Below are 22,599 nucleotides of genomic sequence, written 5' to 3'. Positions count from 1 at the left end.
GGCCCGGCAGCCTCTCCGAAGGGATCCTGTCTCTGGTGCCGCATGAGGTAGCGCGCGATCTCGCCAAGTTGGCGCCGACGCATTTCGAAGCACCGACGGGCCAGCGGCATCCCATTCGTTACGACGCAAGCGAACCGACGCTTTCCATTCGCGTGCAGGAGCTTTTCGGGCTGAGAGCCCACCCGTCCATTGCGCAGGGACGCTTGCCGCTGCTGCTGGAATTGACCTCCCCGGCGCACAGGCCGATACAGACGACACGCGATCTTCCCGGCTTCTGGGCGGGATCCTGGAAGGATGTGCGGGCGGATATGCGCGGGCGTTATCCACGCCATCCATGGCCGGAAGACCCGGCATCGGCCCTGCCGACCAGCCGTGCAAAACCGCGCGGGACGTGACGATGATGAAGAGGGCAAAGGAGATGACGGTGGCTGGCCATTCTATCGAAACCACGAGGCTCGGCCGCGCCAGCCGCAGGATAAGGCTGCAGACCATTGTCTGGCTGCGCTGGCTGGCGGTTGCGGGACAGACGGCAACGATCCTGCTTGTCGCCTTCGGGCTCAATTTCCCCCTGCCGCTTCTGGCCTGCGGTCTTCTGATCGCGGCACTGGCGCTGGCCAACCTGTTTCTCACTGCCCGCTTTCCCTCCACCTATCGTCTGGAGCCCTGGGAAGCGACATTGCTGCTGGCCTTCGACCTGCTGCAATTGACGGCGCTCATTTACATCACCGGCGGACTTTCCAATCCTTTCGCGCCGCTGATCTGCGTGCAGGTCATCATCGCCTTTGCCTCCCAGCCGCTGCGGCATTCGCTCATTCTCCTCGGCTTTGCCGTCATCTGCTCAACCGCGATCGCCTTTTCGCCGTTTCCGGTTCCGTGGTATCCCGGCGAGGTTTTGCCGATCCAGCTTCTGCTGCATGTCGGCACCTGGGTTGCCATCATCGCCACAACGTCTTTTGCGGCCTTTTACGCCTATCGCGTTTCGCATGAGGCAAACCAGCTGGCGGACGCGCTGGCTGCAACCGAGCTGGTGCTGGAGCGGGAAAAACATCTCTCGCAGCTGGATGGGCTGGCGGCGGCAGCGGCGCATGAGCTTGGCACGCCGCTCGCAACAATCAGCGTCGTGGCGAAGGAGATGGAGCGGGAACTCGGAAACGACGAAAAATTTGGCGAAGATATAGCGCTGCTGCGCAGCCAGAGCGAAAGATGCCGTGACATTCTGCGCCGTCTCACCTCGCTTTCCGCCGACAATGAGGAGCACATGCGCCGCCTGCCGCTCTCCTCGCTGATCGAGGAGGTGATGGCGCCGCACCGAGAATTCGGCATCCGCCTCGAACTCGTTGAAAAGAACAATCGCGCCGACGAACCGGTCGGTATCCGCAATGCCGGCATCATCTACGGTCTTGGCAACCTCATTGAAAACGGCGTGGATTATGCACGGGAAAAGGTGACCGTGACGGTGGATTACGACCAGCAGAACGTCGCCGTCATCATTGAAGACGATGGGCCGGGTTATGCCCATGACGTGCTTGCCCGTATCGGCGAGCCCTATGTGACCGAACGTCACAACGACACACGGGCGGGTGGGCTCGGGCTCGGGCTTTTCATCGCCAAGACCCTGCTGGAGCGGTCTGGCGCCACCGTCACCTTTGAAAATCGTGGTACGAGCGGAACCGGAGCGCGGGTCACAATCGTCTGGCCTCGGGCGCTTATGGACGATAAAAGAAGCCGTTGACTTTACCATCCACGTTGAAGCGGCGATAAGAAGAAGAAAAGCAAGCCGACGAAGTTGCCGGAAGGCCGGAAACATGAAGACAGAAGACCAGAACAACTCCACCAGCACGCCAACGGACGATGTCGACCCGATCGGACCCGACAGATCGCTGCTGATCGTCGATGATGACGGCCCGTTTCTGCGCCGGCTTGCCCGGGCAATGGAAACACGTGGCTTTACCGTCGACACCGCCGAGACAGTGAGCGACGGCATTGCCCGCTCCAAGACTGCACCGCCGAAATATGCGGTTGTCGATCTGAGACTTGCGGACGGCAACGGTCTGGAAGTCATCGAGGCCATCAGGCAGAATCGGGACGATACGCAAATCGTCGTTCTGACCGGCTACGGCAATATAGCAACCGCCGTTACCGCCGTGAAACTCGGGGCGCTGGACTATCTGGCCAAACCCGCCGATGCGGACGATGTGTTCAATGCGCTGACGCAGCGCAAGGGCGAAAAGACCGAAGTTCCCGAAAACCCGATGTCGGCAGACCGGGTTCGGTGGGAGCATATTCAGCGTGTCTATGAAATGTGCGAGCGCAACGTTTCGGAAACCGCCCGCCGGCTGAACATGCACCGGCGAACGCTGCAGCGCATTCTTGCCAAACGCGCCCCCAAATAACGGAAGTCATTCTCCGAAGCTGCGCCCGGTCGTCCATTCCGCCAGCATCAGCCGGGTCGCAGCGGTTCGCGAGAAATCCAGCATCACCGACTTGCGGGTTGCGGGCGGCAATTTATGCTCCGGCGCATCGCGGAGCATATGGGCGCCATATCCATCCGACAGGATCAGCCCACATTCCTCCGGGAATATGTCGGTCGGCACTTCAGGATGGGTGGCGAAGAACAGCCGGTCGCAATGCATGCGGTATTCCGGCCATTTGCGATCGACACGGAAATCCTCAATGGAGGATTTGATCTCTATGATCCAGATTTCACCCTTGACCGACAGGCTGATGAGATCTGCCCGCCGCCCGCTTGCGAGCGGCAGTTCGGGCAGCACCGAATGGCGCATTTCGTGCAGAAGCACCTGAACGCCGCGGCGCACCAGCATCGCCTTGTCCGACTGGCGGCCGTCTATTAACGGATTATTGTTGGTAACGGAAAGAATAGTCATGGATAAAGGCTGCTGAAGCGTTTGGCCTATTGTTGCAAAAAGGCAATCAACCGGCAATTTTAAATGGCCGACCGTTTCGCGGCGGCGCAACGGCTTGCCAAGAGCGGCTGAATGGAAAATAACCGATTTATCCAATTAAGCCTACTCTTTCGCACAATTTGGCGAATTTTCCGCGAGAACGACATGCGCATCCGTACCCCATTGACCGCACTCGGTCTGACGGCAGCACTGGCTCTGGCCGGCTGCGCCGAAACTACCTCCCAATCCTCCGCTCCGACCTCCGGCAAGATCGCAGCGTCAGTACCGGTTGCTGACCCCGTTCCGGCAAAGGTCGAAACGGTCCAGATCTTCAACGATGTCTACGGTCCCGTGACCGATGCGGGCTATGCGCTGCCGGCCATTCCGATCAATCGTGTGAATGAGAAGTACCGCCGCCAGATCGTCGAATTCCAGACATCCGAACGCGCCGGCACCATCATCGTCAATACGCGCGAGCGTTACCTCTATTACATCCTGTCCGGCAACCGCGCGGTTCGTTACGGCATCGGCGTCGGCAAGGCAGGTTTCGCCTGGGCCGGTGAGGCCTATGTCGCCTGGAAGCAGGAATGGCCGATGTGGCATCCGCCGAAAGAAATGGCGGACCGTAAGCCGGAAGTCGCCAAATATGTCGAGGCCGGTATGGGCCCGGGTCTTACCAACCCGCTCGGCGCGCGCGCCATGTATCTCTTCAATGAAAAGGGACAGGACACGCTGTTCCGCATTCACGGCTCGCCCGAATGGGCCTCGATCGGCACGGCCGCCTCTTCCGGCTGCATCCGCATGATCAACCAGGATGTCATCGACCTTTACAGCCGCGTTCGTCCCGGCCGCAGCACCAAGGTCATCGTGATCCAGTAAAGATCACATACCAGACAAGAAAAAGCCGCCGTGGATTTCCCCCGGCGGCTTTTTTGTTTCTCAGGACGGCTGACGGCTTCAGGCCGCCTGCTTGGCCTTCAGTTCCAGACGGCGGCGGTGCAGAACCGGCTCGGTGTAGCCGTTCGGCTGTTCACGGCCCTTCAGCACCAGTTCGACAGCCGCCTGAAATGCGACCGATCCATCGAAATCGGATGCCATCGGCAGATAGGCCTGATCGCCGGCATTCTGCGCATCGACGACGGCGGCCATGCGTTTCATGGTCTCGACGATCTGCTCCTGCGTCACCACGCCATGGCGCAGCCAGTTCGCCATGTGCTGCGCGGAGATGCGAAGCGTGGCGCGGTCTTCCATCAGCCCGATATTGTTGATATCCGGCACCTTCGAGCAACCAACGCCCTGATCGACCCAGCGCACGACGTATCCGAGAATGCCCTGTGCGTTGTTGTCGAGTTCGCGCTGGATTTCTTCCGGCGTCCAGTTGGGGCGCGGCGCGACCGGCACCGACAGAATATCGGAAAGCTTCGCACGGCCGCGGCTTTTCAATCCTTCCTGAACGGCAGCGACATCGACCTTGTGATAATGCGTGGCATGCAGCGTCGCCGCCGTTGGCGACGGCACCCAGGCGGTGTTGGCGCCGGCCTTCGGATGCGCGATCTTCTGCTCCAGCATCGCGGCCATCAGGTCCGGCATCGCCCACATGCCCTTGCCAATCTGCGCATGGCCGGAAAGGCCGCATTCGAGGCCGACATCGACGTTCCAGTTCTCGTAAGCGGCGATCCATGCCGCCTGCTTCATGTCGCCCTTGCGGATCATCGGACCCGCTTCCATCGAAGTGTGGATTTCGTCGCCGGTACGGTCGAGGAAGCCCGTATTGATGAAGACAACGCGATCCTTCGCAGCGCGAATGCTTTCCTTGAGGTTGACCGTGGTGCGGCGCTCCTCATCCATGATGCCCATTTTCATGGTGTTCGGCGCCAAGCCGACAAGCTTTTCGACCCGGCTGAAGATTTCGTTGGCGAAGGCCACTTCCTCCGGCCCGTGCATCTTCGGCTTGACGACATACATGGAGCCGGCGCGGGAATTCTGACGCCGCCCGGACGGACCGACATCATAAAGGGCTATCAACGCCGTGACGACGGCGTCCATGATGCCTTCGGGCGCCTCACGGCCGTCCCTGTCGAGGATCGCTGGATTGGTCATCAGATGACCGACATTGCGCACCAGCATCAGGGAACGGCCGGGCAGCGTCAGCGCCGCACCATTGGGAGCCGTGTAATAGCGATCCGGGTTGAGGCTGCGGGTGAAGGTCTTGCCGCCCTTGGATACTTCTTCGGTCAGGTCGCCGCGCATCAGGCCAAGCCAGTTGCCATAAACCAGCACCTTGTCTTCAGCGTCGACGGCGGCAACCGAATCCTCGCAATCCATGATGGTCGTGAGCGCAGATTCGAGAATGACATCGGAGATTCCCGCCTTGTCGCCCTTGCCGATTTCTGTCGTGGGATCAATGACGATTTCAGTGTGCAAACCATTCTTGCCGAGCAGGATCGTTGCGGCCTTTGCCGCTTCGCCGCTGAAACCCTTGAACTGGGCTGCATCCCTGAGACCAGTCCTGGCGTCGCCGATAGCAAGCTGCAACAGGCCATCCTCGATCTTGAAACCGGTCACCTCGGACCAGCTTCCCGTCTCCAGCGGCGCGGATTCATCGAGGAAGTTTCGCGCCCAGGCAATGACCTTTTCACCGCGCTTCGGATTATACCCCCTGCCCTTCTCCGCACCGTCGGCGTCAGAAACAGCATCCGTGCCGTAAAGCGCGTCGTAAAGCGAACCCCAGCGGGCATTGGCCGCATTCAGCGCATAACGCGCATTCATGACCGGAACGACGAGCTGTGGGCCGGCGACGGCGGCGATTTCCGGGTCGACATTACTCGTTTCCACCTGGAAGCCGGGACCTTCCGGCAGCAGATAGCCGATTTCCTTCAGAAAGCCCTCATAGGCGTCAAAATCCGCCGGCGCGCCATTCTGCCGATACCAGCCATCCAGCTTTTCCTGCAGGGCGTCACGCTTTGCCAGCAATTCGCGGTTCTTCGGAGAAAGCTCGTGAACAATGGTCGAAAAACCTTCGAAGAACGCCTCGCTGTCCAGACCCGTGCCCGGCAGGACGTCGTCAGTCAAAAAGGCATAAAGCCTGTCATCGATGGAAAGACCGAATTTATTCGTGCGGCTCACATGCGCCTCCTCTATTCTGAAGGCACAGATTGGACGCGGAGACGGCCGCTCGTCAATTGCGGCGGACAGCCAAATATTATTTCCGTTTTGGAAACAATGCGGGCGATAGTCGCCTTTTTCTACAAAAGCGCCTGCAAATCCTTGATGCGGTCATTCACCAGCCAGCCGTAATAATTTTCCTCCGGCAACAGGGGCTGCTCCCCGCCTGCGGCGCGCTGGCGGTTCTTCTGGGCAAGCGCGGCGGCACGCTGCTGCGACCCGCCGACATTATAAAGCGTGGAGGTCACACCCGGATTTTTCGAAATATCCATGTCGGCAATAGATTTATAGTCGTCGATAGACTTGCGGATGGAGGCCGCCATGAAAGCGAGCGACCGGTCAGGGTCCATGATGGCGGTATAGACGGCGGTGGCGTCGTTCTCATCCAGCTTCTCATAGCCGGAAGTTCTCGACACCATGTCGGACAACATCAGCGCGGTCAGTGGATTGATCTGGCCAAGGCCGAAGGTCTGGCCGGCATAGAAAGGCTGGAAAAACACGGCGCTGAAACGGTTGTCCGGGTAGGCGACACCATCGACCGTCTTGCCGCGGAAACTGTCTTCCCAGATATCTTCCCGACAGTTCCAGACACTGTAGGAATCCCTCTTCGACTGGCATTTGGCAAATTGCGAATGCGTCAGGAACTGCGCGATGGTTTCGTCCTTGTAGCCGAAACGGAAGCTGTTCCCGGCGTAAGAAGCCGCCTTGACGTAATAGGACTGCAGCCGGTCATAGGCGTCTACATTATAGGTATGTTCGCCGACGATCGCGCCGATCATATGGATCGGATCGATGCCGTAGCGCCCGGCCGTCGACTTGATCTTGGCGATCAGAGCCCTGTCGGAGGACAAAAGGTCGATGACCTTCTGGTATTTGCGCTCGAAAGAGGTGTTGGACGCCTTTGTTCTTTTTGCGGAAGCGCCGGGAACGCCGGGCTGTTCGGCATTGCGATTGCCTGGCGGAACGACCGTCGCGGCTTCGACGTAAGAAGACGCGGTGACGGTGAACGTCAAAGCAGCGGCAAATGCCAGAAGAGTTTTGCGCACGAGCGAATGCCTTTTCTCAAGCCTGCGGCCTCCACCAGCGAAAGGTGCTGGGAAAACCGGATCATTCCACTAAAACGGTTCCAACCGGAATGCAGCCCTTCCCATAAACAAAATGCGGGCTGAATGCGAGACAAGGCGAATAAAATAAAAGAGTGCGGCAAATATGGCCGCACTCTTCTTTCTTGGATCCCTGAAATCTTCAGAGAATATAGCGGGACAAATCCGTATCGGCGGCGAGATCACCGACATGCTTGCGGACATATTCCTGATCGATCTTGACGGCGGAACCGCCGCGATCCGGCGCATTGAAGGAAATCTCGTCCAGAACACGCTCCATCACCGTCTGCAGACGGCGCGCACCGATATTCTCGACCGACGAATTGAGATGAACCGCCACATCGGCCAGGGCATCGATTGCATCATCGGTGAAATCGAGATCCAGTTCTTCCGTCGCCATCAGCGCTTTATACTGGCGGATGAGGCTTGCTTCCGTCTCCGTCAGGATGCGGCGGAAATCTTCCTTGGTCAGCGGCTTCAGCTCGACACGGATCGGCAGGCGGCCCTGAAGCTCCGGCAGAAGATCCGAAGGCTTGGCCACATGGAAGGCACCCGACGCGATGAAGAGGACGTGGTCGGTTTTCACCGGGCCATATTTCGTCGAAACCGTCGTGCCTTCGACAAGCGGCAGGAGATCGCGCTGCACGCCTTCACGTGAGACGCCGGCGCCCATGCCGCCATCGCGGGCAGCGATCTTGTCGATCTCATCGAGGAAGACGATGCCGTCATTTTCGACCGACTTCACCGCCTCGCGCTGGATCATTTCATTGTCGAGCAGCTTGTCGGACTCATCGCGGATGAGATCGGCATAGGACTTCGACACCGTCGTGCGCACTTTCTTGGTGCGTCCGCCCATGGCTTTGCCGAACATTTCCGACAGGTTGAGAACGCCGATATTGGCGCCCGGCATGCCGGGAATTTCGAAACCGGGCATGCCCGAGCCGCTATCCGCCACTTCGATATCGATTTCCTTATCGTCAAGTTCGCCGTCGCGAAGCTTCTTGCGGAAGCTTTCACGCGTGCCCGGAGACGCGGTTGCGCCAACCAGCGCATCGAGCACCCGTTCCTCAGCACTCTGATGCGCCTTGGCCTGCACTTCGGCGCGCTTCTTTTCGCGCACGAGGCCGATGCCGATCTCGACCAGATCGCGGATGATCTGTTCGACGTCGCGGCCAACATAACCGACTTCGGTGAACTTGGTCGCCTCGACCTTGATGAAGGGCGCACCGGCCAGCTTGGCGAGGCGGCGGGAAATCTCCGTCTTGCCGACACCGGTTGGCCCGATCATCAGAATGTTTTTCGGCATGACTTCGTCGCGCAGGCTCTCATCGAGCTGCTGGCGGCGCCAGCGGTTACGCAGCGCAATCGCGACAGCACGTTTGGCCTCATGCTGGCCGATGATGAAGCGGTCGAGTTCCGAGACTATTTCCCGGGGAGAAAAAGTGGTCATTCTATCCTCTCGGCTTTCCTGCTCCGGCCGGCCATTCCGGCCCGGCCCACAGGACCCTTGGGTGAGAAATGGGCTTATTCGGCGTCGAGCGTTTCGACGACGAGATTGTGGTTGGTATAAACGCAGATATCGGCGGCGATATCGAGCGACTGGCGCGCCACCTCCTCAGCCGATTTGTCCGTATCCATCATGGCGCGGGCGGCAGCAAAGGCGTAGTTGCCGCCGGAACCGATGGCGATAGTGCCGTGCTCGGGCTCCAGCACATCGCCATTGCCGGTGATGGCGAGCGTGGTCGATTTATCGGCCACCAGCATCATGGCTTCGAGATTGCGCAGATATTTATCCGTGCGCCAGTCCTTCGCAAGCTCGACGGCTGCGCGCATGAGCTGGCCCGGATATTGCTCGAGTTTCTTTTCAAGACGGTCAAGCAGCGTAAAGGCATCCGCCGTCGCACCGGCAAAACCGGCAATCACTTCGCCCTTGCCGATGCGTCGAACCTTGCGGGCATTGCCCTTCATGACCGTCTGGCCAAGGCTTACCTGACCGTCCCCAGCCATGACGACCTTGCCGCCCTTCCTGACTGTAATAATTGTTGTCATCAAACACCTGTCTGCCCTGCCGGGCCTGCGGTTAACGGGCCGGGATGCGGCCCTTCTCGGGTTCTATGTAAGTTTGCTTTTCACGATTGCAATCTTGCCGGCCACGCACCGTTTTCGGCATGTCAGGCAAGACGATGGAACAACTGGATATTTGTGTCCCGTGCTGATAAGGAACGGCAACATTTTCACGGAGCGGCCAAAATGGCAGAACGTAAAGGCGAGATTATCCGCAAGACCAACGAAACCTCGGTTTCGGTGCGCGTGGATATCGACGGCACCGGCAAGTCGACAATTTCCACCGGCGTGGGATTTTTCGACCATATGCTGGACCAGCTCAGCCGCCATTCGCTGATCGACATGGAAATCGAGGTCAAGGGCGATCTGCATATCGATGACCATCACACCGTGGAAGATACCGGCATCGCCATCGGCCAGGCGATTGCCAGGGCGCTGGGTGACCGGCGCGGCATTACCCGTTATGCCTCGCTCGATCTTGCCATGGACGAGACGATGACCAAGGCCGCCGTCGATATTTCCGGCCGGCCTTTCCTCGTGTGGAACGTCAATTTTTCCGCGCCGAAGATCGGCACCTTCGACACCGAGCTGGTGCGCGAGTTCTTTCAGGCGCTGGCGCAGAATGCTGGCATTACGCTGCATATCCTGAACCATTACGGCGCGAACAACCATCATATCGCCGAAACATGCTTCAAGGCCGTTGCCCGCGTTCTTCGCACGGCAACCGAGATCGACCCCCGGCAGGCAGGCCGCGTTCCCTCCACGAAGGGCATGCTGGCCTGACGCCAAAGCTGTCAGGAAGCCCATGACAAGCTATCTCGTTCTGGAAGCCCCCAACGGGCCGGACAGGGACCACAAGACGACCCGCTTCATCGCAGACCGTTTCGTCTGGCTGGCTCTCATTGCGCCCTGGCTATGGCTCGCGATCAACCGGCTGTGGCTGGCAACGGCTATCGTTGTCATAGCGCTTCTTCTGGCTGGGCAGGTCTCGATATTAGCCGGATTCGAACCGATCGGCATTCTCTGCGGTTTCGCCATCGGGCTCATCACGGCGCTGGAGGGACGCGATTTTCTCGTCCGGCACCTGATCCGTAAGGGTTGGACGCTGACATCCGTCGTTTCCGCCCCTGATCTTTCGAGCGCCGAAGACATATATTTCTCCGGTCTCTCCGAAAACACCGAAAGGGCGGAACAACTGTCCCAGCCGGTCTGGACCCCTTCGCCGCAAAAGAGCGGCGACAAAAACTTCGTCAATGATCCCGCCGGATCGTTTCTTTTCGACTTGAATGGAAGGCGCTGACATGCGTGTCGCGATCATCGACTACGGTTCGGGCAACCTGCGTTCGGCCACAAAAGCTTTCGAGCGTGCCGCCCGCGAAGCCGGCATCAATGCAACCATCGACCTGACCGACAAGCCGGATCACGTCGCTTCGGCGGACCGCATCGTGCTGCCGGGCGTCGGCGCTTATGCGGATTGCCGCGCCGGTCTCGACGCTGTTCCCGGCATGCATGACGCACTCATCGAAGCCGTGGAGAAAAAGGCCCATCCCTTTCTTGGTATCTGCGTCGGCATGCAGCTCATGTCCTCGCGCGGGCTGGAAAAGACCGTCAGCACCGGGCTCGGCTGGATCGAAGGCGACGTCGTGGAAATGACGCCGTCCGATCCAAGCCTGAAGATTCCGCAGATCGGCTGGAACACGCTGGAAATCCGTCATGCCCATCCGCTGTTCGACGGCATCAAGACCGGTGCTGACGGGTTGCACGCCTATTTCGTGCATTCCTATCACCTGGCCGCCAAGCATTCGACGAATGTCATCGCCACCACCAATTACGGTGGCGCGATGACGGCTTTCGTCGGCCGCGACAATATGGCGGGTGCGCAATTCCACCCGGAAAAGAGCCAGACGCTCGGCCTTGCCCTGATTTCCAATTTCCTGCGCTGGAAGCCCTGACATGATTCTTTTTCCCGCAATCGACCTTAAGGACGGCCAGTGCGTTCGCCTGAAACTCGGCGATATGGACCAGGCCACCGTTTATAACGAGGACCCCGGCGCACAGGCCAAGGCCTTCGAAGACCAAGGCTTCGAATGGCTGCATGTCGTTGATCTTAACGGCGCCTTTGCCGGCCAGACCGTGAATGGCGAGGCGGTCGACGCCATTCTGAAAGCGACGAAAAACCCGGTCCAGCTTGGCGGCGGCATCCGCACGCTCGATCATATCGACGCGTGGCTGAGCCGTGGGCTTGCGCGCGTCATTCTCGGCACTGTGGCGGTGCGCGATCCGGTTCTGGTTCTTGAAGCCTGCAAGCGTTTCCCCGGTCAGGTCGCCGTCGGCATCGATGCCAAGGGTGGCAAGGTCGCTGTTGAGGGCTGGGCGGAAGCGTCCGAACTCGGCGTCATCGAACTAGCCAAACGTTTCGAAGGTGCCGGTGTCGCGGCCATCATCTACACAGATATCGATCGCGACGGCATTCTGGCCGGCATCAACTGGGCTTCGACGCTGGAACTGGCGGATGCCGTGTCGATCCCGGTCATCGCCTCCGGCGGACTCGCCTCCATCGACGACATCAAGCGCATGTTGCAGCCGGATGCCGCAAAGCTCGAGGGTGCGATTTCCGGCCGCGCGCTTTACGACGGCCGTATCGACCCTGCTGAGGCGCTTGCCCTTATCAAGGCTGCAAAGGACGTAAACGCATGACCCTCAAAGCCCGCGTTATTCCCTGCCTCGATGTCAAAGACGGCCGTGTCGTCAAGGGTGTGAACTTCGTCGACCTGATCGATGCCGGCGATCCCGTCGAGGCGGCAAAAGCCTATGATGCGGCAGGGGCGGACGAACTCTGCTTCCTCGACATCACTGCCTCTTCGGATAATCGCGACACGATCTTCGATGTCGTCTCGCGTACCGCCGATCATTGCTTTATGCCGCTGACCGTCGGTGGCGGGGTTCGCAGCGTCGCGGATATTCGCAAGCTGCTCCTTTGCGGTGCGGACAAGGTCTCGATCAACTCCGCAGCCGTCAAGGATCCGGATTTCGTGGCGCAGGCGGCCGACAAGTTCGGCAACCAGTGCATCGTCGTTTCCATCGACGCCAAGCGGGTTTCGAAGGTCGGAGAAGAAGGCCGCTGGGAAATCTTCACCCATGGCGGACGCCAGCCGACGGGGATCGACGCTGTGGAATTCGCCATCAAGATGGTCGAACGCGGCGCCGGCGAATTGCTGGTTACCTCGATGGATCGCGACGGCACCAAAAGCGGATACGATATCGGCCTGACGCGCAGCATTGCCGATCAGGTTCGCGTGCCCGTCATCGCCTCAGGCGGCGTCGGCACGCTGGACGATCTGGTGGCGGGCGTGCGCGATGGCCACGCAACTGCGGTGCTCGCCGCCTCCATCTTCCACTTCGGCACCTATTCGATCGGGCAAGCCAAGAACTACATGGCAGAGCACGGCATCGCCATGCGTCTCGACTGATTGCAGGAACTTCCCATGAGCGCATTTTCCCTTTCCGATCTGGAACGCATCGTCGCGACACGCGCCGCTGCCTCTCCTGACGAATCCTGGACGGCCAAGCTGGTTGCTGCCGGCCAGGAGCGTGCGGCGAAAAAACTCGGCGAAGAAGCGGTCGAAGCCGTTATCGCGGCCATCGCGAAAGATCGCGACGGGCTGAAGAACGAGGCGGCCGATCTGCTCTACCATCTGCTGGTGGTGCTCAAGATCGCCGAAATTCCGATAGATGAGGTTTTTGCCGAGCTGGAGCGCCGTACGGGGCAAACCGGCCTTGCGGAAAAAGCGGCGAGGCCGACATCATGAATGTCGAGGCAGGCAGCGGGGAGAGAGGCATGCCGAGCACACTCGATCATTTCCGGCCGGATGAATATTCGCCTTACCACTTCTTCAGTTCGGAAGAATGGTCGAAGTTTCGTGCCGATACGCCACTGACGCTTTCTGCCGACGAGGTCAAGCGGCTGCGCTCGCTGGATGACCCGATCGATCTGGACGAAGTGCGGCGCATTTACCTGTCATTGTCGCGCCTCCTGTCATCGCATGTGGAGGCGTCGCAGTTGCTGTTCGAGCAGCGTAACCGCTTTCTCAACATGGCCGATGTCAACAAGACGCCCTTCGTCATCGGCATTGCCGGCTCCGTGGCGGTTGGAAAATCGACGACGGCCCGCATCCTGAAGGAGCTTCTGGCCCGCTGGCCTTCCAGCCCGAAAGTCGATCTCATCACGACAGACGGATTTCTTTATCCGAATGAGGTTCTGCGGCGGGAAAACCTGATGGAGCGCAAGGGCTTTCCCGAAAGCTACGATATCGGCGCGCTCCTGCGTTTCCTCTCAGCGATCAAGGCAGGCCAGCCGAATGTGAAGGCGCCGCGTTATTCGCACCTGACCTACGACGTTCTGCCGAACGAGTTCACTGTCATCGACCAGCCGGATATTCTCATCTTCGAAGGCATCAACGTGCTGCAATCGCGAGACCTGCCGGCGGGTGGACGGATCGTGCCGATCGTTTCCGACTTTTTCGATTTCTCGATCTATATCGATGCCGATGAGGGCCTCATTCACAACTGGTATGTGAACCGGTTCATGAATCTCAGAAAAACCGCCTTCCGCGATCCCAATTCATTCTTCAACCGTTATGCCTCGATTAGTGAGGAAGCGGCGCTGAGCATCGCCGAAGGCCTCTGGCAGAACATCAACCTGAAGAACCTGAGGCAGAACATCGTGCCGACACGCCCGCGCGCCGATCTTATCCTTCGCAAGGGCAAGAACCACCTGATCGACACGGTAGCGCTTCGCAAGCTGTGAAGATGCCGCGCGTGGCGGCATCTTCGGCGGTCAAAACCCGTTGTTACGCAAGGTCAGGAATACGCAGAACCTGGCCGGGATAAATCTTGTCGGGATGCGTCAGCATCGGCTTGTTGGCTTCGAAGATGATGTTGTTCTTCGCGCCATTGGCCTTGCCATACTGGGCTTCCGCAATCTTCCAGAGATTGTCGCCCTTCTTGACCGTGTAGAAGACGGGTTCTTTCGCGGGCGCGTCAGTCACTTTCAGCTCACCGGCTTCGACCTTGGAAATGCCGAGCGTATTGCCGACCGCGATGACCGCCTTTTCGAAAACCGACTGATCGGCCACTTCGCCCTTCAGAACGACCTTGTCGTCCACCACCTCGACCTGAACCTTGTCCGTGCCGAGATCGTGGGAAGCGAGTTCCTTCTTGACCGCTTCGACATCCGGGGCATCATCGCCGCCGATACCGAGCTTCTTTCCCGCTTCCTTGATGAAATTGAACAGACCCATAGCACCCTCCTTGGTTGTAGGGAGGCTTACCAGACGATATTTGAAGCTCTATGACAAGGGCGAAACATTCGCCGCCTCACCGTCGCTTATTCGCCCGAGGGCTTGCCGCGCATTTTCTTGATATCGGAGCGACCGGACTTCGCCTTGAGGCGGCGCTCGACGGAGCCCTTGGTGGGCTTGGTGGCCTTGCGCACCGGCGGCGGCGGGGCGGCAGCTTCGAGGATCAGTTCCTTCAGCCGTTCGCGCGCGTCTTCGCGATTGCGTTCCTGGCTGCGAAACCGGCTTGCCTCGATCATCAGCACGCCGTCTTTCGAAACGCGCCTGCCACCAAGGCGCAGTGCATTGGTCTTTACCCGATCCGGAAGGGAGGGTGAACTGGCAATGTCGAAAAACAGCTGAACCGCGGTCGAGACCTTGTTGACGTTCTGGCCGCCCGGCCCGCCGGCCAGCACGAATTGCTCCGTCAGCTCCCAGCCGGCGATGGTGATACGGTTGCTGATGTAAAGCGGGTCGCTGGCCATGATCTTTCTCCGCGCCGGTGATGCCATAGATCGGCAGGAATGGAAACAGCAGGCCAAACGAAAGAACCCGGCACAAGGCCGGGTCCCCTCCTCCTCATAAATGAGGCTTTATTCATTCAGCCGCAAGCAAAAGGCCCGGTGCAGCGTCGCGAACCTTGCTGTCGACGTGGTCTTCGAACTTGGTGAAGTTGGTGACGAACATCGACACCAGCTTCTTTGCCTGCGCGTCATAGGCTGCGCCGTCGGCCCAGGTCGAACGCGGATCGAGGATTGCGCTGTCGACGCCGTCAAGCGACAGCGGCACGGCGAAACCGAAATTCGCGTCGGTGCGGAATTGTGCATTCTTCAGGTCGCCGGTCAGCGCGGCGGTCAGAAGCGCGCGGGTCGCCTTGATGGGCATGCGCTTGCCGATGCCGTAAGCGCCGCCGGTCCAGCCGGTATTGACCAGCCAGCAATCCACACCATGCTTGCCGATCAGTTCGCGCAGCAGGTTGCCGTATTCCGCCGGGTGGCGCGGCATGAAGGGTGCGCCGAAGCAGGTGGAGAAGGTGGCTTCCGGTTCGGTCACGCCCTTTTCCGTACCGGCGACCTTTGCGGTGTAACCGGAGAGGAAGTGGTACATGGCCTGTTCCGGCGTCAGCCGGGCAATCGGCGGCAGCACGCCGAAGGCATCCGCCGTCAGCATGATGATCGTCTTCGGATGGCCGGCAATGCCCGTTTCCGATGCATTCGGAATGAAGTGCAGCGGATAGGCGCTGCGGGTGTTTTCCGTCAGCGAATTGTCGTTGAAATCAGGAACGCGGTTTTCGTCCAGCACAACGTTCTCAAGAACCGTGCCGAAACGGCGGGTCGCGGCGTAGATTTCCGGCTCGGCTTCGGCCGAAAGCTTGATCGCCTTGGCATAGCAGCCGCCTTCGAAGTTGAAGATGCCGTGCTCGCCCCAGCCATGTTCGTCATCGCCGATCAGCGTGCGCGACGGATCGGCAGACAATGTAGTCTTGCCGGTGCCGGAGAGGCCGAAGAACACGGCGGAATCACCCTGCGGACCGACATTGGCGGAGCAATGCATGGGCATGACGCCCTTGGCCGGCAGCAGGTAGTTCAGCACCGTGAAGACCGACTTCTTGTTTTCGCCGGCATAGGACGTGCCGCCGATGAGGACGAGGCCGTTGGTCAGATCGCAGGCGATGACGGTTTCCGAACGCACGCCGTGACGGGCAGGATCGGCCTTGAAGCTCGGCAGGTTGATGATGGTGAGCTTCTGCTTGAAACCCGCCAGTTTTTCCCGCTTCGGACGGATCAGGAGATTGCGGATGAACAGCGAATGCCAGGCAAGTTCGGTGACGACGCGTGTCGGCAACGCATTTTCCTCATCGGCGCCGCCGATCAGATCCTGAACGTAGAGGGTCTTGCCGGCGGCATGGGCCAGCATGTCCTTGCGCAGCAGCTCGAAGTTTTCCGGCGAAAGCGGCTTGTTGTTATCCCACCAGATGGTGTTCTCGGTGGAGGCGTCGCGGACGACGAATTTGTCCTTCGGAGAACGGCCCGTGTGCTGGCCGGTGACGGCGCGCAGCGCGCCATCGATGGTCAGTTCGGCCTCGCCATTGCGGATCGCCTCTTCGTATAATTCGCTCTCGTTGAGGTTATAAAAGACGCGGGAGGCCTCGCCCAGTCCGAGTTCTGCAACTCCATTGGCAGGATTATGAACCCCAAGCTCGTTCATGACGCGTTCCTTGTTAATGACGATAAGGACGTTGAAATTTCCTCGGAAAATACGTGGCAGCTTTTGGAAACGCAAGAGCCGAACTTTAAAAAACTTAGTAATTTCAATATATTAATCGATTTAAAAGATTTTATTTCTTTTTAAATCGGTTGAAGACGCATTAAAATCCAGCTGCGGCCTTTTCGCAAAATCCGCTCCCGCCTGACCAGCGATTTCTGAGCGAGTTTTCCTTTGCCACAATTTGTTCCACCTTTATACTCAAGAGAGTGGCTCGCGGCGCACAACCTTGGCTGGGTGAATGTCGGGAGTTACGAGAAAATGACGATGGAGACCAACTACATGCAGACGATCGCGCTTGTCGACGACGACCGGAATATTCTGACTTCGGTATCGATCGCGCTCGAAGCCGAAGGCTACCGGGTCGAAACGTATACGGACGGCGCTTCCGCGCTTGACGGGTTGATCGCCCGTCCGCCGCAGCTCGCCATTTTCGATATTAAGATGCCACGCATGGACGGCATGGAACTTTTGCGGCGTCTTCGCCAGAAGTCGGACCTGCCGGTCATCTTCCTCACCTCCAAGGATGAAGAGATCGATGAATTGTTCGGCCTAAAGATGGGTGCGGACGACTTCATCACGAAACCCTTCTCGCAGCGCCTTCTGGTGGAACGCGTCAAGGCCATCCTTCGCCGCGCCAGCAGCCGCGAGGCTTCGGCCGCAACCGGCAGCGTGCTGAAGCCGACCGCCGATCAGCAGGCGCGCACGCTGGAACGCGGGCAGCTCGCCATGGACCAGGAACGCCACACCTGCACCTGGAAGGGTGAGCCGGTGACGCTGACGGTCACCGAATTCCTCATCCTGCATTCGCTGGCGCAGCGGCCGGGCGTAGTGAAAAGCCGCGACGCGCTGATGGATGCCGCCTATGACGAACAGGTCTATGTGGACGACCGCACCATCGACAGCCACATTAAGCGTCTTCGCAAGAAGTTCAAACTGGTCGATGGCGACTTCGATATGATTGAAACGCTTTATGGCGTAGGATATCGCTTCCGCGAAGCGGCTTGAAGAAGCCGACTCGCGCAGAAGGGACCGCCCGATCCGGGGGTGGTGAGGACTTGAATACGTGTTGAAGAAAACGCCGGAAACCGTCTCGGACAGCGACGATGCCGAAGAACGCGGCAGCGAACGCCGCCATCGTATCCATCCGCTGACGATCATCCGGCGCATTTTCGGCAATGCGGTGTTTTCCAGCCTCACGCGCCGCATCCTTTTTTCAACGTCGCGGCGACGGTGGTTCTGGTCGGCGGCATTCTCTATCTCAACCAGTTCCGCGAAGGGCTGATCGATGCGCGCGTGGAAAGCCTGCTGACGCAGGGTGAGATCATCGCCGGTGCGGTCTCCGCCTCCGCCTCGGTCGATACCAACTCGATCACCATCAATCCGGAAAAGCTGCTCGAATTGCAGGCGGGGCAAAGCATCACCCCTGCCCCCAATGACGAGGACTTGAGTTTCCCGATCAATCCGGAGCGGGTGGCACCGGTGCTGCGGCGACTGATTTCGCCGACGCGCACACGCGCGCGGTTGTTCGATGCCGACGCCAATCTGCTGCTTGATTCCCGTCATCTTTATTCGCGCGGCCAGGTGCTGCGCTTCGATCTGCCGCCGGTGACGCCGGAGACGCAGACCTGGGGTGACTGGTTCACCAGCATGTTCAACCGCATGCTGCAGCCAAGCAGCCTGCCGCAATATAAGGAAGCGCCTGGCGGCGACGGCTCGATCTATCCCGAAGTGATGAATGCGCTGACGGGTGTGCGGGGCGCGGTGGTGCGCGTTACCGAAAAGGGCGAGCTGATCGTTTCGGTGGCAGTGCCGGTGCAACGCTTCCGGGCGGTGCTCGGCGTTCTGCTGCTCTCCACGCAGGCGGGCGATATCGACAAGATCGTGCATGCCGAGCGCCTTGCCATCATGCGTGTCTTCGGCATCGCCACGCTGGTCAATATCGTGCTGTCGCTGCTCCTGTCCTCGACCATCGCCACGCCGCTGCGGCGGCTTTCCGCTGCCGCAATTCGCGTGCGCCGCGGGGCGCGAACCCGCGAGGAAATACCGGATTTCTCGGCGCGTCAGGATGAGATCGGCAATCTTTCGATTGCGCTGCGTGAAATGACGACGGCGCTTTACGACCGCATCGACGCCATCGAAAGCTTCGCCGCCGATGTCAGCCATGAACTCAAGAACCCGCTGACCTCGCTGCGCAGCGCCGTGGAAACCCTGCCGCGCGCCAGGACCGAAGAGTCGAAACAGCGCCTGACCGAAATCATCTTCCACGATGTGCGCCGCCTCGACCGCCTGATCAGCGACATTTCGGATGCCTCGCGGCTCGATGCCGAACTGGCGCGCGCCGACGCCTCGCCGCTCGATCTCGACATGCTGATGAAGGGTCTGGTGGACATATCCCGCCAGATAAGCACCAAGAAGAAAAGCGTGACGATCGACTATGTTGTCGACCGGAAAGCGGGCGCAAAGACCTCATTCGTGGTGAATGGCCACGATCTGCGTATCGGCCAGATCGTAACCAACCTCATCGAGAATGCGCGCTCCTTCGTTGCCGAAGAAAGCGGCCGCATCACCGTTCGCCTCTCCCGTCACAAGGATCGTTGCATCGTGCAGGTGGAGGATAACGGGCCCGGCATTCAGGCCGAAGACATCGACCGGATTTTCGAGCGCTTCTACACCGACCGGCCGGCGAGCGAAGGGTTCGGACAGAATTCCGGCCTTGGCCTTTCCATCAGCCGTCAGATCGCCGAAGCCCATGGCGGCAGTCTGCGGGCGGAAAACGTGGTCGACAAATATGGCGTGATTTCCGGCGCGCGCTTCACCCTGTCGCTGCCGGCGGCCGAAACCCATGAACGCTGAACGCTTCAACCTGCACGCCACCGCCATCACCGTTCAAGACACCGGCATCCTTTTCGTCGGACCGTCGGGCAGCGGCAAAAGCGAGCTTGCCTTCAGCTTCCTGACGGAGGCGGAACGCTGCGGATTGCCGGCGGCGCTGATCGCGGACGATCAGATTTTCGTGTATCGCGATGGCGACAACATCATTGCCGAGCGGCCGGACGCAATCGCCGGCCTGCTGGAATTGCGCGGCAGCGGCATTGTTTCCGTCAAAAGCGTTGCGCGCGCTCCACTACATTTTGCCGTCACGACAGTTCTTTCAGGGACAAATCCAAGACTTCCCGAAGATGACGAGGTGTTTTCCCTGCCCTGTGGCGGGCATATCAGGCTTCTGCGCATTCCGCTTTCCAGTCTTACGCCCTATGGAAAATTTGCTGCACTTGCTCAGAATCTTTTTGAAACGAATGTGAAGTGACGATGATTCGGGCGATTTTAGGCTTGCGATTCGCATTTTCCTCATCAAGATGAAATCCCACCGATGGACAGGATTGCCGCGTTGCGATAGTCGGCAATGAGAGTGCGTGTGCAAGGGAGCATTTCATGATCGGACTAGTGCTTGTCACCCATGGCAAGCTGGCTGAGGAGTTTCGCCATGCGTTGGAGCATGTCGTCGGTCCCCAGAAATTGATCGAGACGGTCTGTATCGGTCCCGAAGACGACATGGATCAGCGCCGGCAGGATATCATCGACGCCGTTGCACGCGCCAATGACGGCAATGGCGTGATCATCCTGACGGACATGTTCGGCGGCACGCCTTCCAATCTCGCGATTTCCGTCATGAATAACGGCAATGTCGAAGTCATCGCAGGGGTCAATCTTCCCATGCTGATCAAGCTTGCCGGTGTTCGCAGCGAAGATAATATGGACAAGGCCCTTCAGGATGCATCCGATGCCGGCCGCAAATATATCAACGTCGCCAGCCGCGTTTTAAGCGGCAAGTGAGAAGTCAGCCCATGTCGCCATTCTCCCGGGAACTACCGATCATCAACAAACGCGGTCTTCACGCCCGAGCTTCTGCTAAATTCGTGCAGATGGTCGAAGGTTTTGACGCGACGATCACGGTTTCCAAGGATGGCATGACCGTTGGCGGCACCTCCATCATGGGCCTGATGATGCTGGCGGCAAGCCCCGGCTGCAGCGTTTATGTCGAGGCAAGCGGCAATCAGGCGAAAGAAGCGCTGGAAGCACTGGAGGCGCTTGTCGCCGACCGCTTCGGCGAAGAAGCCTGAGCCGGCACCATATAAAGACATAAAGACTTCTTTATATCATCATTGCCAGATCGTTCGTGGCCTGCTAAACCGCTGCTACGTTTACGAGCCGGGCCGCAAGGCGCGGCGTTTCTGATCTGGAGAACTTCATGAGCCTTGAGAAGGACTACATCGTCGCCGATATCAACCTTGCCGCATTCGGCCGCAAGGAACTGGACATCGCCGAAACCGAAATGCCGGGCCTGATGTCCTGCCGCAAGGAATTCGGCGAAAGCAAGCCGCTGAAGGGCGCACGTATCACCGGTTCGCTTCACATGACGATCCAGACCGGCGTTCTCATCGAGACGCTGAAGGAACTCGGCGCGGACATCCGCTGGGCCTCCTGCAACATCTTCTCGACGCAGGATCATGCGGCGGCCGCCATTGCTGCAGCCGGCATCCCGGTATTCGCCGTCAAGGGTGAAACCCTGACGGAATATTGGGAATACACCGACAGGATCTTCCAGTGGGCCGATGGCGGCCTCTCTAACATGATCCTCGACGATGGCGGCGACGCCACCATGTACATCCTGCTCGGCGCACGCGCCGAAGCCGGTGAGGACGTTCTTTCCAACCCCGGTTCGGAAGAAGAGGAAATTCTCTTCGCGCAGATCAACAAGCGCCTGAAGGCTTCGCCCGGCTGGTTCACCAAGCAGCGCGACGCACTGAAGGGCGTCACGGAAGAAACGACGACCGGCGTTCACCGTCTTTACGATCTCAGCAAAAAGGGCCTGCTGCCCTTCCCGGCGATCAACGTCAATGACAGCGTCACCAAGTCGAAGTTCGACAACAAATACGGCTGCAAGGAATCGCTGGTGGACGGCATTCGCCGCGCAACCGACGTGATGATGGCCGGCAAGGTTGCCGTGGTCTGCGGTTACGGCGATGTGGGCAAGGGTTCTGCCGCTTCGCTTCAGGGCGCCGGCGCCCGCGTGAAGGTCACCGAAATCGATCCGATCTGCGCGCTTCAGGCCGCCATGGACGGTTTCGAGGTTGTTCGCCTGGAAGACGTCGTCTCTTCCGCCGATATCTTCATCACCACCACCGGCAACAAGGACGTGATCCGCATCGAGCATATGCGCGAGATGAAGGACATGGCCATCGTTGGCAATATCGGCCACTTCGACAACGAGATTCAGGTCGCATCGCTGCGTAACCTGAAGTGGACGAACATCAAGCCACAGGTCGACATGATCGAGTTCCCGAAGGGCAACCGCATCATTCTTCTGTCCGAAGGCCGCCTGCTGAACCTCGGCAACGCCACCGGCCACCCGTCCTTCGTCATGTCTGCGTCTTTCACCAACCAGGTGCTTGGCCAGATTGAGCTCTTCACCAAGCAGGGCGAATACAAGAACGAAGTTTACGTGCTCCCGAAGCACCTCGACGAGAAGGTCGCGCGTCTTCACCTTGAGAAGCTCGGTGTGCGGCTAACTGAACTTTCTGATCTGCAGGCAGATTATATCGGCATCTCCAAGGAAGGCCCGTTCAAGGCGGAACACTACAGATATTAATTTCATAGTTAATATCCACTGAAATTACACAATATCTAGATGCCGCGCGCTTGACAAAGCGCGCGGCATCTTTTTTGCGCGCTCCCTTTTCGCAGATTTATGAAGGCGGT

At 59.2% G+C, this 22,599-nt stretch carries 24 protein-coding genes and 1 pseudogene (1 of these 25 running past the window's edge); 17 read left to right on the top strand and 8 right to left on the bottom strand.

The features are described from left to right. The 3 genes from hrpB to O3W47_RS16245 all read left to right on the top strand — a co-directional run. Positions 1-395, top strand: partial view of an ATP-dependent helicase HrpB gene (hrpB, locus tag O3W47_RS16255; RefSeq protein ID WP_269314147.1) — the 3' end only. 2,092 nt of this gene lie to the left of the window's left edge; 395 of the gene's 2,487 nt are visible here — the last part of the coding sequence; its start codon lies beyond the left edge, outside the window; it ends in the stop codon at positions 393-395. A gap of 29 nt (positions 396-424) precedes the next feature. Next, a complete protein-coding gene (actS, locus tag O3W47_RS16250) occupies positions 425-1,732 on the top strand; it encodes a two-component system sensor histidine kinase ActS (protein WP_080857121.1) in 1,308 nt (435 codons plus the stop codon). 73 nt (positions 1,733-1,805) lie between these two features. After that, positions 1,806-2,393, top strand: a complete 588-nt coding sequence (locus tag O3W47_RS16245; RefSeq protein ID WP_269314146.1) for an ActR/PrrA/RegA family redox response regulator transcription factor — start codon at positions 1,806-1,808, stop codon at positions 2,391-2,393. A 6-nt stretch (positions 2,394-2,399) separates the two neighbouring features. Here O3W47_RS16245 and O3W47_RS16240 read toward each other — a convergent pair whose 3' ends face one another. Then, positions 2,400-2,885: an MmcB family DNA repair protein gene (locus O3W47_RS16240; protein ID WP_080818494.1), complete on the bottom strand. Its 486-nt coding sequence runs from the start codon at positions 2,883-2,885 to the stop codon at positions 2,400-2,402. A 183-nt stretch (positions 2,886-3,068) separates the two neighbouring features. On the opposite strand from O3W47_RS16240, the gene O3W47_RS16235 reads away from it, so the two are divergent. Then, positions 3,069-3,782 (top strand): L,D-transpeptidase, encoded by a 714-nt coding sequence (locus O3W47_RS16235; RefSeq protein ID WP_003521204.1) that lies wholly within the window; start codon positions 3,069-3,071, stop codon positions 3,780-3,782. A 78-nt stretch (positions 3,783-3,860) separates the two neighbouring features. Here the strand turns inward: O3W47_RS16235 and O3W47_RS16230 are convergent, their stop codons facing one another. The 4 genes from O3W47_RS16230 to hslV all read right to left on the bottom strand — a co-directional run bounded on the left by O3W47_RS16230 (position 3,861) and on the right by hslV (position 9,220). Then, positions 3,861-6,029 carry a malate synthase G gene (locus O3W47_RS16230; protein ID WP_127756423.1) on the bottom strand — a complete coding sequence of 723 codons (2,169 nt, stop codon included), beginning with the start codon at positions 6,027-6,029 and terminating at the stop codon, positions 3,861-3,863. Positions 6,030-6,148: 119 nt separating this feature from the next. After that, complete coding sequence (locus O3W47_RS16225) at positions 6,149-7,114, bottom strand: DUF1402 family protein (protein WP_269314145.1); 966 nt, start codon at positions 7,112-7,114, stop codon at positions 6,149-6,151. A gap of 199 nt (positions 7,115-7,313) precedes the next feature. Then, on the bottom strand, positions 7,314-8,621 hold the full coding sequence (hslU, locus tag O3W47_RS16220; protein WP_003521199.1) for an ATP-dependent protease ATPase subunit HslU: 1,308 nt from the start codon (positions 8,619-8,621) through the stop codon (positions 7,314-7,316). A 74-nt stretch (positions 8,622-8,695) separates the two neighbouring features. Next, the gene (gene hslV / locus O3W47_RS16215; protein WP_127756425.1) at positions 8,696-9,220 is read right to left on the bottom strand and encodes an ATP-dependent protease subunit HslV; all 525 of its coding nucleotides are present in this window, start codon (positions 9,218-9,220) and stop codon (positions 8,696-8,698) included. A 201-nt stretch (positions 9,221-9,421) separates the two neighbouring features. Here hslV and hisB point away from each other — a divergent pair, with 201 nt between their 5' ends. From hisB to coaA, 7 genes are read left to right on the top strand one after another with little or no spacing between them, the layout of a single operon-like run. Further along, entirely contained in the window at positions 9,422-10,018 is a 597-nt protein-coding gene (gene hisB, locus O3W47_RS16210) for an imidazoleglycerol-phosphate dehydratase HisB (protein ID WP_127756426.1), read from the top strand. 22 nt (positions 10,019-10,040) lie between these two features. Then, positions 10,041-10,535 carry a DUF2628 domain-containing protein gene (locus tag O3W47_RS16205; RefSeq protein ID WP_127756427.1) on the top strand — a complete coding sequence of 165 codons (495 nt, stop codon included), beginning with the start codon at positions 10,041-10,043 and terminating at the stop codon, positions 10,533-10,535. A 1-nt stretch (position 10,536) separates the two neighbouring features. Then, positions 10,537-11,187, top strand: coding sequence for an imidazole glycerol phosphate synthase subunit HisH (gene hisH, locus O3W47_RS16200; protein ID WP_127756428.1), 651 nt, complete (start codon positions 10,537-10,539; stop codon positions 11,185-11,187). 1 nt (position 11,188) lies between these two features. Further along, positions 11,189-11,932, top strand: a complete 744-nt coding sequence (gene hisA / locus O3W47_RS16195; protein ID WP_137452554.1) for a 1-(5-phosphoribosyl)-5-[(5-phosphoribosylamino)methylideneamino]imidazole-4-carboxamide isomerase — start codon at positions 11,189-11,191, stop codon at positions 11,930-11,932. Beyond that, entirely contained in the window at positions 11,929-12,705 is a 777-nt protein-coding gene (gene hisF / locus O3W47_RS16190) for an imidazole glycerol phosphate synthase subunit HisF (protein WP_137004158.1), read from the top strand. Before hisA ends, hisF begins: the two co-directional genes overlap by 4 nt. A 15-nt stretch (positions 12,706-12,720) precedes the next feature. Beyond that, positions 12,721-13,044 carry a phosphoribosyl-ATP diphosphatase gene (locus O3W47_RS16185; protein ID WP_080818497.1) on the top strand — a complete coding sequence of 108 codons (324 nt, stop codon included), beginning with the start codon at positions 12,721-12,723 and terminating at the stop codon, positions 13,042-13,044. After that, on the top strand, positions 13,041-14,042 hold the full coding sequence (coaA, locus tag O3W47_RS16180) for a type I pantothenate kinase (protein ID WP_020808714.1): 1,002 nt from the start codon (positions 13,041-13,043) through the stop codon (positions 14,040-14,042). The genes O3W47_RS16185 and coaA overlap by 4 nt, the downstream gene beginning before the upstream one ends. A gap of 43 nt (positions 14,043-14,085) precedes the next feature. Here the strand turns inward: coaA and lysM are convergent, their stop codons facing one another. The 3 genes from lysM to O3W47_RS16165 all read right to left on the bottom strand — a co-directional run bounded on the left by lysM (position 14,086) and on the right by O3W47_RS16165 (position 16,779). After that, positions 14,086-14,535, bottom strand: coding sequence for a peptidoglycan-binding protein LysM (lysM, locus tag O3W47_RS16175; RefSeq protein WP_080815405.1), 450 nt, complete (start codon positions 14,533-14,535; stop codon positions 14,086-14,088). Positions 14,536-14,621: 86 nt separating this feature from the next. Further along, the gene (arfB, locus tag O3W47_RS16170) at positions 14,622-15,056 is read right to left on the bottom strand and encodes an alternative ribosome rescue aminoacyl-tRNA hydrolase ArfB (protein WP_137452555.1); all 435 of its coding nucleotides are present in this window, start codon (positions 15,054-15,056) and stop codon (positions 14,622-14,624) included. Positions 15,057-15,168: 112 nt separating this feature from the next. Beyond that, positions 15,169-16,779, bottom strand: coding sequence for a phosphoenolpyruvate carboxykinase (locus O3W47_RS16165; RefSeq protein ID WP_137004156.1), 1,611 nt, complete (start codon positions 16,777-16,779; stop codon positions 15,169-15,171). Between the two features lie 339 nt (positions 16,780-17,118). Here O3W47_RS16165 and chvI point away from each other — a divergent pair, with 339 nt between their 5' ends. From chvI to ahcY, 6 genes and pseudogenes are all read left to right on the top strand, one after another. Continuing rightward, entirely contained in the window at positions 17,119-17,844 is a 726-nt protein-coding gene (gene chvI, locus O3W47_RS16160) for a two-component system response regulator ChvI (protein WP_003505377.1), read from the top strand. 58 nt (positions 17,845-17,902) lie between these two features. Next, positions 17,903-19,692: pseudogene (gene chvG, locus O3W47_RS16155) on the top strand (two-component system sensor histidine kinase ChvG). Next, a complete protein-coding gene (locus O3W47_RS16150; RefSeq protein WP_003521182.1) occupies positions 19,682-20,146 on the top strand; it encodes an HPr kinase/phosphorylase in 465 nt (154 codons plus the stop codon). Before chvG ends, O3W47_RS16150 begins: the two are co-directional and overlap by 11 nt. Positions 20,147-20,271: 125 nt before the next feature. Then, positions 20,272-20,673 carry a PTS sugar transporter subunit IIA gene (locus O3W47_RS16145; protein ID WP_003505374.1) on the top strand — a complete coding sequence of 134 codons (402 nt, stop codon included), beginning with the start codon at positions 20,272-20,274 and terminating at the stop codon, positions 20,671-20,673. Between the two features lie 11 nt (positions 20,674-20,684). Further along, positions 20,685-20,960 (top strand): HPr family phosphocarrier protein, encoded by a 276-nt coding sequence (locus tag O3W47_RS16140; protein WP_003521181.1) that lies wholly within the window; start codon positions 20,685-20,687, stop codon positions 20,958-20,960. A 128-nt stretch (positions 20,961-21,088) separates the two neighbouring features. Then, positions 21,089-22,489 (top strand): adenosylhomocysteinase, encoded by a 1,401-nt coding sequence (gene ahcY, locus O3W47_RS16135; RefSeq protein ID WP_035264116.1) that lies wholly within the window; start codon positions 21,089-21,091, stop codon positions 22,487-22,489. Positions 22,490-22,599: the final 110 nt, after the last annotated feature.

The sequence above is a fragment of the Agrobacterium sp. LMR679 genome (assembly GCF_027157905.1).
Lineage (GTDB): Bacteria > Pseudomonadota > Alphaproteobacteria > Rhizobiales > Rhizobiaceae > Agrobacterium > Agrobacterium leguminum.
Note: the sequence above shows the minus strand (reverse complement) of the source record. Positions and strands in the feature narration are given on the sequence as shown.

Bases quoted from the DNA above. Each gene is read 5' to 3' on its own strand.
- O3W47_RS16150 (WP_003521182.1), top strand. From the start codon at position 19,682: ATGAACGCTGAACGCTTCAACCTGCACGCCACCGCCATCACCGTTCAA.
- O3W47_RS16165 (WP_137004156.1), bottom strand. From the start codon at position 16,779: ATGAACGAGCTTGGGGTTCATAATCCTGCCAATGGAGTTGCAGAACTC.
- O3W47_RS16240 (WP_080818494.1), bottom strand. From the start codon at position 2,885: ATGACTATTCTTTCCGTTACCAACAATAATCCGTTAATAGACGGCCGC.
- hslU (WP_003521199.1), bottom strand. From the start codon at position 8,621: ATGACCACTTTTTCTCCCCGGGAAATAGTCTCGGAACTCGACCGCTTC.
- hisA (WP_137452554.1), top strand. From the start codon at position 11,189: ATGATTCTTTTTCCCGCAATCGACCTTAAGGACGGCCAGTGCGTTCGC.
- hisF (WP_137004158.1), top strand. From the start codon at position 11,929: ATGACCCTCAAAGCCCGCGTTATTCCCTGCCTCGATGTCAAAGACGGC.
- O3W47_RS16205 (WP_127756427.1), top strand. From the start codon at position 10,041: ATGACAAGCTATCTCGTTCTGGAAGCCCCCAACGGGCCGGACAGGGAC.
- O3W47_RS16235 (WP_003521204.1), top strand. From the start codon at position 3,069: ATGCGCATCCGTACCCCATTGACCGCACTCGGTCTGACGGCAGCACTG.
- hslV (WP_127756425.1), bottom strand. From the start codon at position 9,220: ATGACAACAATTATTACAGTCAGGAAGGGCGGCAAGGTCGTCATGGCT.
- hisB (WP_127756426.1), top strand. From the start codon at position 9,422: ATGGCAGAACGTAAAGGCGAGATTATCCGCAAGACCAACGAAACCTCG.
- hisH (WP_127756428.1), top strand. From the start codon at position 10,537: ATGCGTGTCGCGATCATCGACTACGGTTCGGGCAACCTGCGTTCGGCC.
- O3W47_RS16140 (WP_003521181.1), top strand. From the start codon at position 20,685: ATGTCGCCATTCTCCCGGGAACTACCGATCATCAACAAACGCGGTCTT.
- O3W47_RS16145 (WP_003505374.1), top strand. From the start codon at position 20,272: ATGATCGGACTAGTGCTTGTCACCCATGGCAAGCTGGCTGAGGAGTTT.
- O3W47_RS16185 (WP_080818497.1), top strand. From the start codon at position 12,721: ATGAGCGCATTTTCCCTTTCCGATCTGGAACGCATCGTCGCGACACGC.
- chvI (WP_003505377.1), top strand. From the start codon at position 17,119: ATGCAGACGATCGCGCTTGTCGACGACGACCGGAATATTCTGACTTCG.
- lysM (WP_080815405.1), bottom strand. From the start codon at position 14,535: ATGGGTCTGTTCAATTTCATCAAGGAAGCGGGAAAGAAGCTCGGTATC.
- O3W47_RS16245 (WP_269314146.1), top strand. From the start codon at position 1,806: ATGAAGACAGAAGACCAGAACAACTCCACCAGCACGCCAACGGACGAT.
- ahcY (WP_035264116.1), top strand. From the start codon at position 21,089: ATGAGCCTTGAGAAGGACTACATCGTCGCCGATATCAACCTTGCCGCA.
- coaA (WP_020808714.1), top strand. From the start codon at position 13,041: ATGAATGTCGAGGCAGGCAGCGGGGAGAGAGGCATGCCGAGCACACTC.
- arfB (WP_137452555.1), bottom strand. From the start codon at position 15,056: ATGGCCAGCGACCCGCTTTACATCAGCAACCGTATCACCATCGCCGGC.